Source organism: Streptomyces sp. SLBN-8D4 (assembly GCF_049739545.1).
Taxonomy (GTDB): Bacteria; Actinomycetota; Actinomycetes; order Streptomycetales; family Streptomycetaceae; genus Streptomyces; species Streptomyces canus_C.
Genome location: NZ_JBMGQC010000001.1, coordinates 3,494,363 through 3,509,450, shown reverse-complemented (window position 1 = coordinate 3,509,450; position 15,088 = coordinate 3,494,363). Strand labels below are relative to the sequence as shown.

At 71.7% G+C, this 15,088-nt stretch carries 14 protein-coding genes; 10 read left to right on the top strand and 4 right to left on the bottom strand.

Annotated features, from left to right (window positions below; translation table 11 throughout):
* The first annotated feature begins 6 nt into the window (after nt 1-6).
* A complete protein-coding gene (locus RKD20_RS15480; RefSeq protein WP_007384535.1) occupies nt 7-774 on the top strand; it encodes a ferritin-like fold-containing protein in 768 nt (255 codons plus the stop codon).
* 129 nt (nt 775-903) lie between these two features.
* On the opposite strand, the gene RKD20_RS15475 is transcribed toward RKD20_RS15480, so the two are convergent.
* The 4 genes from RKD20_RS15475 to RKD20_RS15460 form a co-directional block, all read right to left on the bottom strand.
* Entirely contained in the window at nt 904-1,170 is a 267-nt protein-coding gene (locus RKD20_RS15475; RefSeq protein WP_028808044.1) for a hypothetical protein, read from the bottom strand.
* Between the two features lie 206 nt (nt 1,171-1,376).
* Entirely contained in the window at nt 1,377-1,604 is a 228-nt protein-coding gene (locus tag RKD20_RS15470) for a DUF3107 domain-containing protein (RefSeq protein ID WP_020119766.1), read from the bottom strand.
* A 183-nt stretch (nt 1,605-1,787) separates the two neighbouring features.
* Nucleotides 1,788-2,429: a TetR/AcrR family transcriptional regulator gene (locus tag RKD20_RS15465; RefSeq protein ID WP_007384538.1), complete on the bottom strand. Its 642-nt coding sequence runs from the start codon at nt 2,427-2,429 to the stop codon at nt 1,788-1,790.
* A gap of 256 nt (nt 2,430-2,685) precedes the next feature.
* Nucleotides 2,686-2,919 (bottom strand): hypothetical protein, encoded by a 234-nt coding sequence (locus RKD20_RS15460; RefSeq protein ID WP_424878229.1) that lies wholly within the window; start codon nt 2,917-2,919, stop codon nt 2,686-2,688.
* Between the two features lie 203 nt (nt 2,920-3,122).
* On the opposite strand from RKD20_RS15460, the gene RKD20_RS15455 reads away from it, so the two are divergent.
* The 9 genes from RKD20_RS15455 to RKD20_RS15415 all read left to right on the top strand — a co-directional run bounded on the left by RKD20_RS15455 (nt 3,123) and on the right by RKD20_RS15415 (nt 15,080).
* Nucleotides 3,123-4,211 carry an alpha/beta fold hydrolase gene (locus RKD20_RS15455; protein ID WP_424878228.1) on the top strand — a complete coding sequence of 363 codons (1,089 nt, stop codon included), beginning with the start codon at nt 3,123-3,125 and terminating at the stop codon, nt 4,209-4,211.
* 8 nt (nt 4,212-4,219) lie between these two features.
* Entirely contained in the window at nt 4,220-5,959 is a 1,740-nt protein-coding gene (locus tag RKD20_RS15450; RefSeq protein ID WP_424878227.1) for a DUF3152 domain-containing protein, read from the top strand.
* A 56-nt stretch (nt 5,960-6,015) separates the two neighbouring features.
* Nucleotides 6,016-6,111, top strand: coding sequence for an Ms4533A family Cys-rich leader peptide (locus RKD20_RS15445; RefSeq protein WP_310591899.1), 96 nt, complete (start codon nt 6,016-6,018; stop codon nt 6,109-6,111).
* Nucleotides 6,112-6,276: 165 nt separating this feature from the next.
* On the top strand, nt 6,277-7,995 hold the full coding sequence (locus RKD20_RS15440) for an ABC transporter substrate-binding protein (RefSeq protein ID WP_424878226.1): 1,719 nt from the start codon (nt 6,277-6,279) through the stop codon (nt 7,993-7,995).
* A gap of 4 nt (nt 7,996-7,999) precedes the next feature.
* Entirely contained in the window at nt 8,000-9,064 is a 1,065-nt protein-coding gene (locus tag RKD20_RS15435; protein WP_424878225.1) for an ABC transporter permease, read from the top strand.
* Complete coding sequence (locus RKD20_RS15430; RefSeq protein WP_020119773.1) at nt 9,061-10,059, top strand: ABC transporter permease; 999 nt, start codon at nt 9,061-9,063, stop codon at nt 10,057-10,059. The genes RKD20_RS15435 and RKD20_RS15430 overlap by 4 nt, the downstream gene beginning before the upstream one ends.
* On the top strand, nt 10,056-11,648 hold the full coding sequence (locus RKD20_RS15425) for a dipeptide ABC transporter ATP-binding protein (RefSeq protein WP_424878224.1): 1,593 nt from the start codon (nt 10,056-10,058) through the stop codon (nt 11,646-11,648). The genes RKD20_RS15430 and RKD20_RS15425 overlap by 4 nt, the downstream gene beginning before the upstream one ends.
* A gap of 190 nt (nt 11,649-11,838) precedes the next feature.
* Nucleotides 11,839-13,545: a DUF3492 domain-containing protein gene (locus RKD20_RS15420; protein ID WP_424878223.1), complete on the top strand. Its 1,707-nt coding sequence runs from the start codon at nt 11,839-11,841 to the stop codon at nt 13,543-13,545.
* Nucleotides 13,542-15,080: a hypothetical protein gene (locus RKD20_RS15415; protein ID WP_424878222.1), complete on the top strand. Its 1,539-nt coding sequence runs from the start codon at nt 13,542-13,544 to the stop codon at nt 15,078-15,080. Before RKD20_RS15420 ends, RKD20_RS15415 begins: the two co-directional genes overlap by 4 nt.
* Nucleotides 15,081-15,088 lie beyond the last annotated feature (8 nt).

Sequence of the window (15,088 nt, the reverse complement as noted above, 5' to 3'; positions counted from 1 at the left end):
GCTATTGTGCGCTTCATGACGACCTCTGACAAGCCCGACAACGCCTCCGAGACCCCTGACGAACCCACCGTCGAGCACACCGGTGTCGCCGCCCAGGACTGGACGAAGGCCGCCGCCGACCCGCAGTACCGAGCCGCGGTCGTCGACCTGCTCGGCGCGCTCGCGTACGGCGAACTGGCGGCCTTCGAGCGGCTCGCGGAGGACGCCAAGCTGGCGCCGACGCTGGCGGACAAGGCGGAGCTGGCGAAGATGGCGTCGGCCGAGTTCCACCACTACGAGAAGCTGCGCGACCGGCTGACGGAGATCGGCGAGGAGCCGACGCTGGCGATGGAGCCGTTCGTCGCGGCACTCGACGGCTTCCACCGGCAGACGGCGCCCTCGGACTGGCTGGAGGGGCTCGTCAAGGCGTACGTCGGCGACTCGATCGCCAGTGACTTCTACCGGGAGGTCGCCGCGCGGCTCGACACGGACTCGCGCGAGCTGGTGCTGGCCGTCCTCGACGACACCGGGCACGCCGGTTTCGCCGTCGAGAAGGTGCGGGCGGCGATCGACGCGGATCCGCGCGTGGGCGGACGACTCGCCCTGTGGGCACGGCGGTTGATGGGCGAGGCGCTGTCGCAGTCGCAGCGGGTCGTGGCGGACCGGGACGCGCTGTCGACGATGCTCGTCGGGGGCGTCGCGGACGGGTTCGACCTCGCCGAGGTGGGGCGGATGTTCTCCCGGATCACCGAGGCGCACACCAAGCGGATGGCCGCGCTCGGGTTGGCGGCGTAGCGCCGACGGCGTTGCGCTCGGACCGTTGAGCGGCCTCGGTCGCCGTTGCGGCTCCGGCTGGTGCCGCGTGGCGCTCGCCGGCTGCGCCCATGTGACGGAGCCGCCCGAGCCGCTACCGGCGCTTTCCGCTCACGCCGTCGCCGAGCGGCGGAGTCTTCCCGACGGGCGCAGGAGCAGGGACAGGGAGGCGACCGAGACCACGGCCGCGCCCAGGAGGATCAGCAGGATGTTGCCGGGGTCCAGCGCGGTGTGGGTCACGAAGGCACCGAAGAGGGCTCCCGCGGTGCCCGTCGCGAGGACCAGGGAACGGTTCGGCAGGCGGTGGGAGAGGCGGTGCGCCGCCACTCCCGCCAGCACGAGACCGAGCAGTGCTGAGCCGAGCGCTTCGATCAACATCATGGGGTCCCTCCCACACGGCCACACTGCCCATTACGGTCGTAGCCCGTCATACCCGTGACCTGCGGAATGCAATCCTCCTCCGGGTGCTGTTCGTGCTCCATACGGGGCGGAAAAATCCCGCCCCGCCGACTACCCACCCACCTGCCCCTGACACGAAGAGGGGCCCGGCGACCACCGGTCGCCGGGCCCCTCTTCGTGTCTGCCTACAGCGCGCCGAAGCCCACCTTGCGCGGAGCCGGCTCGCCGAGCTCGACGTACGCGAGACGGTCGGCCGGGACGAGGACCTTGCGGCCGTGCTCGTCCACCAGGCTCAGCAGCTGCGACTTGCCCGCCAGGGCCTCCGCCACCGCCCGCTCGACCTCCTCGGCGCTCTGACCGCTCTCCAGAACGATCTCGCGGGGCGCGTGCTGCACGCCGATCTTGACCTCCACGGCTATGTCCCTCCGACGGTCAGTGAAGTGCGCGACCTTCCGCGCCGTACCCAGCACACATTAGCCCGGTGAGGGGACGTACACGCTTCGCGCAAGAACGCCAACAGCGAACATCGGGCGGGAACAAACGACCCGCACGCGTGCGTGCGGGTCGTTCGCGATCTCGTTCCGTGCCCCGTGCCGTCAGTGGTGCTCCGTGCCGTGCAGCGGGAATCCGGCGATGCCCCGCCACGCCAGCGACGTCAGCAGCTGGACCGCCTGGTCGCGCGGGACGCTGCGGTCGCTGTGCAGCCAGGACCGGGCCACCACCTGGGCGAGTCCGCCGAGGCCCGACGCGAGCAGCATCGACTCCGCGCGCGAGAGACCGGTGTCCTCGGCGATCACGTCACAGATCGCCTCGGCGCACTCGTTCGTGACCTTGTCGACGCGCTCGCGCACCGCGGGCTCGTTCGTCAGGTCCGACTCGAAGACCAGGCGGAAGGCGCCGCCGTCGTCCTCGACGTACGCGAAATAGGCGTCCATGGTCGCCCGTACGCGCTGCTTGTTGTCGCTCGTCGACGCGAGCGCGGTGCGCACCGCCTGGATCAGGGACTCGCAGTGCTGGTCCAGCAGCGCGAGATAGAGGTCGAGCTTGCCGGGGAAGTGCTGGTAGAGCACCGGCTTGCTGACGCCGGCCCGCTCGGCGATGTCGTCCATCGCCGCCGCGTGGTAGCCCTGCGCCACGAAGACTTCCTGCGCGGCGCCCAGCAGCTGGTTCCGTCGGGCACGGCGCGGCAGGCGCGTCCCTCTCGGGCGTGCCGCCTCTGTCTGCTCGATGGCTGTCACGCCGCCTCCCAATGTCGTCCACATGCGGTGTGCGCCGCGCCGCCATCGTACTTTTCGGTAACCGTGCTGTGCGCGGTGCGAGCGCAGAATTTCACGGACCGGACGGTGACGAAAGCCGTGCAAAGGTTTCAAACGGGCATGTAGCGGGCAGAGCCTGCCCCGCTCCCGCTCGGAAATGCCCTGATGAGTGCTTTGCCGGCTGCTTCACGCCGTACAGGTGTCGCCACCCGTGTCGCCGCCGATGCCGCCGTCGATGTCACCGATAGTCGTCCTCGTCGAGCGAGACGACCCGGGCCTGTTCGACGAGGTCGGCCTCGTTGGCGCGGTCGGGGTCGACGTCGGTCAGCGGGTCGTCGCGGTCGGGCGCGATGTCGGTGCGCTGCTCGGCGGCGTCGACCTCGGGGGCCTCGACGGCGATCTCGACGGCGTCGTCCTCCTCGAAGGCCTCCGGGTCGGTGAAGGCCTCGGGATCGGTCGGGTCGTAGGCCATGGTGGGCTCCCTTCCTAGAACGTCCCTGATGTACACAGGGGGCCACATTCGGGTGCCCTGCGTACGAGCCTAGGAGACACACGATCTGGACGCCATGCGATGTGCGTGCCGCACCGGGTCCGCCGCACCCCGTCCGCCTCGTACATGTGCGCTGTGATGGCGAACACACGAACCACTGCGTGATCGTCTCGTAACATTGCCGCATGTCTTCGACCGAGCTGCCCTTCGTGCCGCCCGCCACCGTCCTTCCGAAAGTGGCACCCGTCAGGGTCGGCGAGGGCGAGCGGCTGAGGTCGGTGGGGCTGCCGGGGATCACGCTGACGGTGCGTTCGAGGCCGCCCGCGCGCGAGGGGCTGCCGCCCGCGTTGTTCGTCCACGGGCTCGGCGGTTCCTCGCAGAACTGGTCCGCGCTGATGGAGCAGTTGGAGGGCGACGTCGACGGTGAGGCCGTCGACCTGCCCGGCTTCGGTGACTCCCCGCCGCCGGACGACGGCAATTACTCGGTCACCGCCCACGCGCGCGCGGTGATCCGCCTCCTCGACGCGTCCGGCCGCGGGGCCGTCCACCTCTTCGGGAACTCCCTCGGCGGCGCGGTGTCCACGCGCGTCGCGGCGGTGCGGCCGGACCTGGTGCGCACCCTCACCCTCGTCTCGCCGGCCCTCCCGGAGATCCGCGTCCAGCGCTCCGCCGTGCCCACGGGACTGCTGGCGCTGCCCGGCGTGGCCGGCCTTTTCACCCGGTACAGCAGGGGATGGACGGCCGAGCAGCGGGTCCGAGGGGTCACGGCCCTCTGCTACGGCGACCCCGGCCGGGTCAGTCCTGAGGGCTTCCAGTACGCGGTGGAGGAGATGGAGCGGCGGCTGCAACTGCCGTACTTCTGGGACGCGATGACGCGTTCCGCGCGCGGGCTGGTGAACGCGTACACACTCGGCGGCCAGCACGCGCTGTGGCGCCAGGCCGAGCGGGTCCTCGCACCCACGTTGCTCGTCTACGGCGGCCGTGACCAGCTCGTCGGCTTCCGTATGGCCCAGAAGGCGGCCCGTGCCTTCCGCGACTCCCGCCTGCTGACCCTGCCGGAGGCGGGGCACGTGGCGATGATGGAGTACCCGGAGACGGTGGCCGGCGCGTTCCGGGAGTTCGCCGCGGACAAGGGAGCTTCCGACGGTTCCGTGGGAGGCTCTGAGCGGCGTGACGGCTCCGCGGGTGCCTCCGGTGAGGGGAACTCGGGTGACGGGGCGGACGCCGCAACGGCTTCCGGCGACGGGGCCGACACCACCACTGTGGGGAGCTGAGGCGCGGCGTGGGACGCCACAGTCGACGCGGGCCCGCCCCCAAGAAGGGGCCCGACAAAGGCAGTTCCGGCAAGGACGGTACGGCTCAGGCCGCCCCGACGGCCGCCGAGGCGGCACGGGGCACGACGGGTCGGGAACGGACGCCGACTGCTCCCGCTCCGGCGCCGCAGGCTGCTCGGCAGGGAATGCCGGGGGGCCGGGGGCCCGAGTACGGCGTGCCACGGACCGGCCCGGGCAGCGGCGCCGCCGGGCGCCGGGTACCGGCACAGGGCGGCCCGAGGCTGCCCGACGGGACGCCTGCGCGTGGCATCCCCCGGCTGCCGGACGGCACGCCCGCGCATGGCTTTCCGCGGTTGCCGGACGGCACGCCCGCGCACGGGTTTCCGCGGCTGCCCGATGGCACGCCCGCGCGTGGAGTTCCGCGTGTGTCGGATGGTCAGTCGTCCGGTCAGGGTGTGCGGCGGTTCCCGGACGGCACGCCCCCGCGTGGCTTCCCGCGGGTTCCCGACGGCACACCCGCCCAGGGCGCGCCCCGGGTCCGGGGTGGGCATCCCGAGCAGCGTGAATCCGGCGGCGGCTGGGGGGAGTTGAGCGGTCAGGGGCCGGGCGCACAGGCCGCCGGGCCCGGGTTCGCGCCGCCACGGCAGCGGGAGGGATCTCCGGGATCGCGGTCGGGGCCGCGGCAGGATTACGTCGACGCGTTCGCCGACGACGTCGACGTCTCCGTGCCCGGCGGTCCTCGTGGTCCCGGCGGCCCCCGTGGCCCTGTTCCCGCGAACGGTCCCGTCGCAGGCGCCGGAACGCCGGCCGCCGCACGTCCCTCCGCCGCGCACCGCTCCGACCCGTACGGTCCCGCGGTCACCGACCGGCCCGACGACACCGACGCGGACACCCGCCCCGACGACGGCGACGCGCCGCCGGACGGCCGGCCGCCCGCGGCCAAGGGCGGCAAAAGCCGGGCGTTCACCGGCATCGCGGCCGCCGCCGTCGTCACCGTGCTCGCCGTCGTGGTGGCCGGACAGGTCACCGACACGCGCGACACCGCCTCGGGCGCGCAGTCCGCCACCGACCAGGCGCGGGATGCCAGGGGTCCGGCAACGGGCGCGGTCGGACAGCCCTCGCCGTCGTCCTCGGTCGTCGTGGCGCCGCTGACGTACGAGCAGAAGATGGACACGAAGTACCCGCTCAGCGCCAAGCTCGACGGCTCGGGGAAGTTCGACGCGATCCCGGGCTTCGACAAGGCGCCCGGCAAGGGGCAGAAGTACACCTACCGCGTGGACGTGGAACAGGGGCTCGGACTCGACGGCGCACTCTTCGCCCAGGCTGTGCAGAAGACGCTCAACGACGACCGCAGCTGGGCCCACAGTGGTGCCCGGACCTTCGAGCGCATCTACTCCGGCAAGCCCGACTTCGTGATCACGCTCGCCAGCCCCGGCACCACGGCCGACTGGTGCGCCAAGTCCGGACTCGACACGACGGAGGACAACGTCTCGTGCGACTCGGCCGCCACCGAACGCGTGATGATCAATGCGTATCGATGGGCGCAGGGATCAACCACATACGGTGATCGGATCCATGCGTACCGGCAGATGTTGATCAACCATGAGGTCGGCCACCGCCTCGGCTACTCCCATGTGACGTGCGACAAGAACGGCGAGCTCGCGCCGGTCATGCAGCAGCAGACCAAGTTCCTCGACCACGACGGGATCCACTGCCGGGCCAACCCCTGGGCCTACCCCGGGAGTTGACAGAGCGCGCACATGTCACATTGACATGTGTTGATCGGTCGTACATATTGCTGCCCATGTGGTCTAGTCATGCCGTCGACAGCAGCGCCGCCATTCAGCTGGCGCTCATCGGTGTGACCCCGCTCTGCGTGGCCGACATTCTCTGTCGCTGACGCCCGCCCTTAGGCGCGCGCGTCGCGAATCCCGCAGTTCTCCGTGACCCCGAGTCATGGCTTTTTCGACGACCCGACGCCGGGGCGGACGTCTGTCCACTTTCGTCTCACCCTTCGGTAATCCGTCTCGTCATTCGAGACACATCATGCGAGAGGTCGTCTCCGATGCGTCAACCGTCCCTCACAGCGCGCCACGTGGCCGCGGTATCCGTAAGCCTGGTTCTGGCAGCGGGCGCCGCCGCCTGCGGCCCTGAGGACAACGATGCCAAGAGCTCCGGTGGCGACTCCACGCCCCACAAGGGCGGCACCCTGACGGTCCTCAATTCCAACCCGCAGCAGGACTTCGACCCGGCCCGCCTGTACACCTCCGGCGGCGGCAACGTGCCCTCGCTCGTGTTCCGCACCCTCACCACCCGCAACCGCGAGAACGGCGCCGCCGGCGCCAAGGTCGTCCCCGACCTCGCCACCGACACCGGGCGCCCCAACAAGGACGCGACCGAGTGGACGTACACCCTGAAGAAGGGCCTCAAGTACGAGGACGGCACCGCGATCACCTCGGCCGACATCAAGTACGGCATCGAGCGCTCCTTCGCGCCCGAACTCTCCGGCGGCGCCCCCTACCTGCGGGACTGGCTGGTCGGCGCGGCCGACTACCAGGGGCCGTACAAGGACAAGAAGGGGCTCGCGGCGATCGAGACGCCGGACGAGCGCACCCTCGTCTTCCACCTGAACAAGCCCGAGGGCGAGTTCCCGTACCTGGCCACGCAGACGCAGTTCACGCCCGTCCCCAAGGCCAAGGACACCGGTACGAAGTACGAGGAGCACCCCGTCTCGTCCGGCCCGTACAAGGTCGTCACGAACCAGAACGACGGTGAGCGTCTCGTCCTGGCGCGCAACACGTACTGGTCCGCCTCGACGGACGCCGAGCGCAAGGCGTACCCGGACCGGATCGACGTCAAGTCCGGCCTCGACTCGTCGGTGATCAACCAGCGGCTGTCGGCGTCCCAGGGAGCGGACGCGGCCGCGGTCACCACGGACACCAACCTCGGCCCGGCCGAGCTCGCCAAGGTGACGGGCGACAAGGAACTCGCCTCCCGCGTGGGCACCGGGCACTTCGGCTACACGAACTACATAGCGTTCAACCCGACGGTCAAACCGTTCGACAACGTCAAGGTGCGGCAGGCCATCTCGTACGCCGTCGACCGCTCCTCGGTGGTCAACGCGGCCGGTGGCAGCGCGCTCGCCGAGTCCGCCACCACCTTCCTGCCGAACCAGAAGTCCTTCGGCTACGAGCCGTACGACCTCTTCCCGGCGGGGGAGACGGGCAACGCGGCCAAGGCCAAGGAGCTGCTGAAGGAGGCCGGTCACCCGAACGGGCTCACGGTCACGCTGACCCACTCCAACTCCAAGGACTTCGAGACCAGCCCCGAGATCGCGACGGCGGTCCAGGACGCGCTCAAGAAGGCCGGCATCACGGTCAAGCTCCAGGGGCTGGAGGAGAACGACTACTCGGACACGATCCACAGCGTGAAGACCGAGCCCGGTTTCCTCCTCGCCCACTGGGGTGCCGACTGGCCCTCCGGCGGCCCCTTCCTCGCCCCGATCTTCGACGGCCGGCAGATCGTCAAGGACGGCGCGAACTTCAACACGGGCCTGCTCAATGACAAGTCGGTCAATGACGAGATTGACGCGATCAACAAGTTGACCGATCTTGACGCTGCCGCCAAGCGATGGGGTGCACTGGACAAGAAGATCGGCGAGCAGGCACTGACCGTGCCGCTGTTCCACCCGGTCTACAAGCGCCTGTACGGCAAGGACATCAAGAACGTCGTGATCAGCGACTGGACCGGTGTCCTGGACATCTCGCAGGTCGCGGTCAAGTAACCCGATGAGCGAGGCACTTGTCGCCACCGAGGTCCCCGAGGCATCCGTCCCGGGGGCCTCGGGGGCCCGTCAGTTCTGGCGTCGGCTGCGGGCGCAGCGCGCCGCCATGGTCGCGGCCGTCGTCGTCGCACTGCTCGTCCTGGTCGCCCTCGCGGCGCCCCTGCTCACCGCGCTGGAGGGCCAGGACCCGACCACCTACCATCCCTCCCTGATCGACTCCGCGCGTGGAGGCGTGCCCATCGGGTCCTTCGGGGGCGCCGGCGGGGAGCATTGGCTCGGTGTCGAGCCCCAGACCGGACGCGACCTGTTCGCGCGGCTGGTGTACGGCGCCCGGGTCTCCCTGGGCGTCGCGCTGGCCGCGACCGCCGTACAGGTCTTCCTCGGTGTCGTCGTCGGTGTCGCGGCCGCGCTCGGCAACCGATGGGTTGATCAACTGTTGAGCCGGGTCACCGACATCATCGTGGCCATGCCGTTGATGATCATGGCGCTGGCGCTGCTGGCCGTCGTGCCGAGCAGCTTCCCCCGGCCGGTCCTGGTCGCGCTCATCATCGGCTTCGTCGCCTGGGGCACGATCGGCAAGATCGCGCGCGCCCAGACCCTGACCCTCAAGGAACTCGACTACGTGGCCGCCGCCCGGCTCAGCGGCTGGGGCACCCTGCGGATCGCCCGCCGGGAACTGCTGCCCGGTCTCGCCGCGCCCGTCATCACCTACGCGGCCCTCATGGTGCCCGCGAACATCTCCATCGAGGCGTCCCTGTCCTTCCTCGGCGTCGGCGTCAAGCCGCCCACCCCGTCCTGGGGACAGATGCTCACCTCGGCCGACGTCTGGTACCAGGCGGCCCCGCAGTACCTGCTGCTGCCCGCGGCCGCGCTGTTCGTCACCGTCCTCGCGCTCACCGTCCTCGGCGACGGCGTCCGCACCGCCCTCGACCCGCGCGCGGCCTCCCGACTGCGTATCGGCACGGGCCGCAGACAGGAGTCCAAGGCCACCAAGCCCGAGGCCACCAAGCCCGAGGCCACCAAGCCCGAGGCCACCAAGCCCGAGGCCGCCAAGGAGGGCACCGCATGAGCGGCTTCACCGCATTCGCCCTGCGCCGGGCCGTGAGCGCCGTACTCACCCTGCTCGCCCTCTCGGTGATCATCTACGTCGTCTTCTACGCCACCCCCGGCAACGTCGCCCAGATCACCTGCGGCCCGCGCTGCTCGCCCGAACAGGTGCACCAGGTCGCCCAGCAACTCCGGCTCGACGACCCGCTGTACCTGCGCTACTGGCACTTCCTCCAGGGCATCGTCGCGGGCCACGACTACTCCACCGGGACCTCCGTCGAGCACTGCCCGGCGCCGTGCCTCGGGCTGTCGTACCAAAGTGACCAGCAGGTCACCCGGATCATCCTGAACAAGCTGCCCGTCAGCCTGTCGCTGGTGGTCGGCGCGATGGTCCTCTGGCTGCTGCTGGGCGTCGGCACCGGCGTACTCTCCGCCTGGCGGCGCGGCCGGTTCACCGAGCGCGCGCTGACCGGCATCACCCTCGCCGGCGTCGCCACGCCCGTGTTCGTCATCGGCCTCGTCCTGATGATCGTGGTCTGCGGGCAACTGGAACTCCTGCCCTTCCCCGAGTACGTCTCCTTCTCCGACGACCCCGAACAGTGGATGTGGGGCCTGCTGCTGCCCTGGGTCACGCTCGCCCTCGGCGAGGCGGCCTACTTCGCGCGGCTGACCCGGGCGTCGATGCTGGAGACGCTCGCCGAGGACCACATCCGCACCTTCCGGGCCTACGGCGTCGGCGAGCGGTCGATCGTCGGCCGGCACGCCCTGCGCGGGGCCCTGGCCCCGATCATCGCCCTGAACGCCAACGACTTCGGCAGCGCGATGGGCGGGGCCGTCCTCGTCGAGTCGCTGTTCGGCCTGCCCGGCATCGGCCAGGAACTGGTCCACGCCGTCACCGTCGTCGACCTCCCGGTCGTCGTCGGCATGGTCCTGGTCATCGGCTTCTTCGTGGTGCTCGCCAACGCCGTCGCGGACGTCCTGTACGCGGTGGCCGACCGACGGGTGGTGCTCGCATGAGCCTTGTCCATGTCACGGACCTGACCGTCGAGTTCGGCGACCTGCGCGCCGTCGACGGCCTCTCCTTCCGCCTGGAGGAGGGCGCGGCCCTCGCCCTGGTCGGCGAGTCCGGTTCCGGTAAGTCCACCGTCGCCTCGGCGCTGCTCGGGCTGCACCGCGGCACGGGGGCGCGTGTGGGCGGTTCGGTCGAGGTCGCGGGAGTGGACGTACAGCGGGCGTCGGACGACGAACTGCGGCGGCTGCGGGGCGCGAAGGCCGCGATGGTCTTCCAGGACCCGCTGTCGTCCCTGGACCCCTACTACGCGATCGGCGACCAGATCGCCGAGGTGTACCGCGTGCACACGCGCGTGTCGCGACGAACGGCACGCGCGCGTGCGGTGGAGGTGCTGGACCGGGTCGGCATTCCGGACGCCGTACGGCGATCCCGGTCCCGTCCGCACGAGTTCAGCGGCGGCATGCGCCAGCGCGCCCTCATCGCGATGGCACTGGCCTGCGAACCCCGCCTGCTGATCGCCGACGAGCCGACGACCGCGCTCGACGTGACCGTCCAGGCCCAGATCCTCGACCTGCTGCACACGCTGCGCGAGGAGACCGGCATGGGCCTGCTGCTCGTCACGCACGACGTGGGCGTCGCCGCGGGCAGCGTCGACGACGTACTGGTCATGCGACATGGTCGCGCGGTCGAGCAGGGGCCGGTCGCCGCGGTGCTCGGGGCGCCGGGAGAGGCGTACACCCGCGAACTGCTCGCCGCGGTACCGCGCGTGGACGCCGCGCGGGCACCTTCCGGGCCGTCCGGCGAGGTGGTCCTCGAAGCGAAGGGCCTGCGGCGCGAGTTCGGCCGCGGCAGGAAGGCCTTCGCGGCCGTCGACGACGTCTCGCTGACCGTCCGCCGGGGCGAGACCCTCGGCGTCGTCGGCGAGAGCGGCAGCGGCAAGACCACCCTGGGACGGATGCTGGTCGGCCTCCTGGAGCCGACGGCGGGGGAGGTCCGCCACGACGGCCACGCGCGCGTGGGCGTGAACCCGGCCGTGCAGATGGTCTTCCAGGACCCCGTCTCCTCCCTCAACCCCCGCCGCAGCGTGGGCGAGTCCATCGCCGACCCCATCCGCGCGCGGGGCGAGAGGGACGAGCAGCGGATCAGGGGGCGCGTGAAGGAACTCCTGGAGCGCGTGGGGCTCGAAAGGGCGCACTACGACCGCTACCCGCACGAGTTCAGCGGCGGCCAGCGCCAGCGCGTGGGCATCGCCCGGGCGCTCGCGGCCGACCCGCGCGTCATCGTCTGCGACGAGCCGGTCTCCGCCCTCGATGTCACCACCCAGGCCCAGGTGGTGGCCCTGCTCGGCGAGTTGCAGCGGGAGCTCGGACTCGCGCTGGTCTTCGTCGCGCACGACCTCGCCGTCGTACGCCAGGTCAGCGACCGCGTCGCCGTGATGCGGCGCGGCCGGATCGTCGAACAGGGCCCGGCCGACGAGGTCTACGACAGCCCGCGGGACCCGTACACCCAGCAACTCCTGGCCGCCGTGCCGGCGCTCGATCCGCGGATAGCGGCCCGGCGCAGGGCGGAGCGCCGGGAAGTGGCCGTGACCTGACGTTCCGTGTCCGGGTGATCTCTTAGCGCGACCGAACGCGACCCGCACCAGAAAGTTACGACCGTTCACCCCTTCTGGTGGCGCGATGGACAACCGTCCGTCGCGCCACCGCCTTGTCCGCATACCTTCGTCCCGCTGCGAGCCGCCGGGCCAACGGCGGCTCCTCATACGGGAGATCGGGGGTGCACTCGTGCGCATAGGACTGCTTACGGAGGGTGGCTATCCGTATGTGAGCGGTGACGCCAGACTCTGGTGCGACCGGCTCGTGCGCGGGCTCGAGCAGCACGAGTTCGACATCTACGCGCTCAGCCGCAGCGAGCACCAGGAGGACGAGGGCTGGGTCCAGCTGCCACCGCAGGTCGGCAGGGTCATCACGGCCCCGCTGTGGACCGCGGAGGACGACGGCGTGGTGTACGGGCGGCGCGCGCGCCGTCGGTTCGCCGAGTCGTACGGCGAGTTGGCGGCGGCACTGTGCGAAGGGGGGGTCGGCGACACCTCGGGGGAGTCGTCGGCCACGGAGGCGGACCGTTTCGCCAACGCCCTGTACGGACTCGCCGAACTCGCCCGCGACGAGGGCGGGCTGGTGGGAGCGCTCCGCTCCGAGACCGCCGTACGTGCCCTGGAGCGCGCCTGTCGTGCGCCCGGCGCCCGGCAGACAGCGCGCGTGGCGCGGGTACCGGAGCTGCTCGCCGTGGCCGGACACCTGGAGCGCGCCCTGCGCCCCCTGTCGCTCGACTGGTATGAGGACGACGGCCTCGGCGCGGTCGACCTGTGCCACGCGGCCTCCGGCGGCCCGGCCGCCCTGCCCGGCCTCCTGGCGCACCACTTCTGCGGTGTGCCGCTGCTGGTCACGGAGTACGGCGTCCGACTGCGCACGCACTACCTGGCCGGCACCGAGTCCCCGCCCGCCGTACGGAGCCTGCTCACCGCCTTCCACGGCCGGCTCGCCATCGAGACCTACCGGCGGGCGGCGGTCGTCACGCCCGGCAACACCCACGCCCGCCGCTGGCAGGAGCGCTGCGGCGCCGACCGCGCCAAGCTGCGCACGGTCTACCCGGGCATGGACGCCACCCGCTTCACGGAGGTGGGCGAGTCCGCGGAGTGCGTGGACCCGGACATGCTGGTCTGGGTCGGCCGGGTCGAACCCGCCAAGGATCTGATCTCCCTGCTCCACGCCTTCGCGGAGGTCCGCAAGGAGGAGCCCAAGACCCGGCTGAGAATCGTCGGCGCGCCCACCGGCCCCGAGGGCGCGGCCTATCTCGGGCACTGCAAGGCGCTGGCCGCGCAGCTCTTCCCCGACGAGGCGGAGGGGCTGCACGCCGTGGGCGACAACCCCGTCCGCTTCGAGGAGATCGGCGGGCCCGAGGTGCCGACGCTCGCCGACGCGTACGCCTCGGGCGCGGTCACCGTCCTGTCCAGCGTCGTCGAGGGCTTCCCGATCACCCTCGTCGAGGCCATGTTCTGCGGCCGGGCCACCGTGTCCACCGACGTCGGAGCGGTTGTGGAGGTCATCGGGGGCACGGGTCTCGTCGTCCCGCCCCGCAATCCGAAGGCGCTCGCGGAGGCGTGCGTCACGCTGCTGCGCGACCCCGAGCGCCGTGAGCGCCTGGGCGCCGCCGCACGCGCCCGGGCGCTCGAACTGTTCACCGTGGAACAGAACATCACGGCATTTCACGGCATTTACCTGGAGATCGTCTCGCACACGCCGGTCCGCCGGGTCGTCCTGGACAACGCCGGTGAGCCCCTGCCCTTCGCCGCCCCAGCCGAAGCCCACGTACCCGGCCGCTGGACCGAGCACAGCACCCGTGTCGTGGCCCGGGGCGGTCCCGGCTGGGCCGCGGGGCCACCGGTCCACGCGACGCCTCCCTTCGCCGCCCCGGAAGGAGCGACCGGATGAGCGACGTGGGACTCGACCGCCCCGGCACCCCTGGCAGCCCGGGCGCGTGGGACACCGAGTCGGAGGAGTGGCTGACGGAAACGTCGACAGGGTCGGCGCCGGGCGGTGTGGAGGACTCCGGAGCGTCCGAGGGGTCGGGGGCGTCCGAGGGCCTGGGGAAGTCCGAGGTGGCCGGCGGGTCTGAGACGTCCGGCGAATCCGAGGTGGCCGGCAAGCCTGAGGTGTCCGGCGGGTCCGGCGACTCCGAAGGGGCCGGCGGGTCTGAGACGTCCGGCGAATCCGAGGTGGCCGACAACTCCGAGGTGTCCGAAGCGGCTGAGCCGGAAGACTCCGACCCGCCCACGGTCGACGCCTCCGGGGAAGCAGACCTGTACACCCCCTCGGCGCCCACCCCGCGCGCCCCCGAGATCTCCACCGGCCTCAAGCCCACCACCCCCGGCCCCGCCCGTCGTTCCGCCGCCGACCCGGTGAAGGCCCTGATGCACCGTCACCGCGAGCTGTGCGCACGGGCCGTCGACCCCCTGGAGATCGCGGCCGGCCTGGAGGCCCACGGCGTCACCGACCGCACCGCCGTCCGCTTCCGGCACCGGGACGTCTTCTCCCTCGCCGAGGAGATGTACGCCCGTGTCCCGAGGGACGGTGAGACGACCCCGCCGCCCACGGTGGAGCAGCCCTCCGGGCCCCGCGCCGACTGGGCCCTGCTCACCCTCCTCCCCGGCACCTTCTGCGTGGCCACGGTGACCGGCATCCACCTCACCGACGGCCAGTCCCGGCTGGTCGCCGCCCTGGTGGGCTTCCTGGCCGTGTCCCTGGCCGTGCGCGCTGCCCTGTCCCGCGGCCCCCTCGCCGCACCCGACCGAGCACCCGCCGCCGGCACCTCCACCTGGACGTACTGGCTCCTCGCCTACGCCACCCTCGGCGACGGCCTCCTCGCCGCGGCCGTGACCGGTGGCCCCGACGCCCTGCCCGCCGGCGCCGCCGACGCTGCTTGGCCCACGACCACGGCCCCCCTCCTCGCCCTCACCCTGTCCTGCGTCCCGGCGGCCTGGTCCGCCCACCTCTTCGCGGCCCGCGCCCGCCGCAAACTGGCCGTCAGCCGCGGACTGGAGGACTTCGCGGCCTCCGTACGCCCCCTGCTGCTGGGCACGTTCGCCCTGTACCTGTGTGCCCTGACGGCTCTGTCGGCCCTGTCCTCCGCCGCCGTGGCCGAACCAGCCGTCCTCCCACAGGTCATCGCTCTGGGCGCTCTCCTCTTCCTCGCCCGCCTCCTCACCGTCCACGGTTTCACCCACGCCCCCGGGGTGGTCCTCACCGCCGCGGCCACGGCCCAGGCGACCGCCCTCGCGGCGGCTTTCGCCTCCCGTCTGCCGGGCTGCGGCTTCCTGGCCGCACCGGTGGACGCCCTGGTGGACCTCTGGGGCCCGGGCGGCATCCAGACCCTCTCCTGTGGGCTCGGCGCCCTGGCCCTGTTGATCCACGGGGCCCGCAAGCTGACGAGGGCGTCGGCCCACGCCCAGGCGGAGGCCCCGTGCTGACCCGCCCC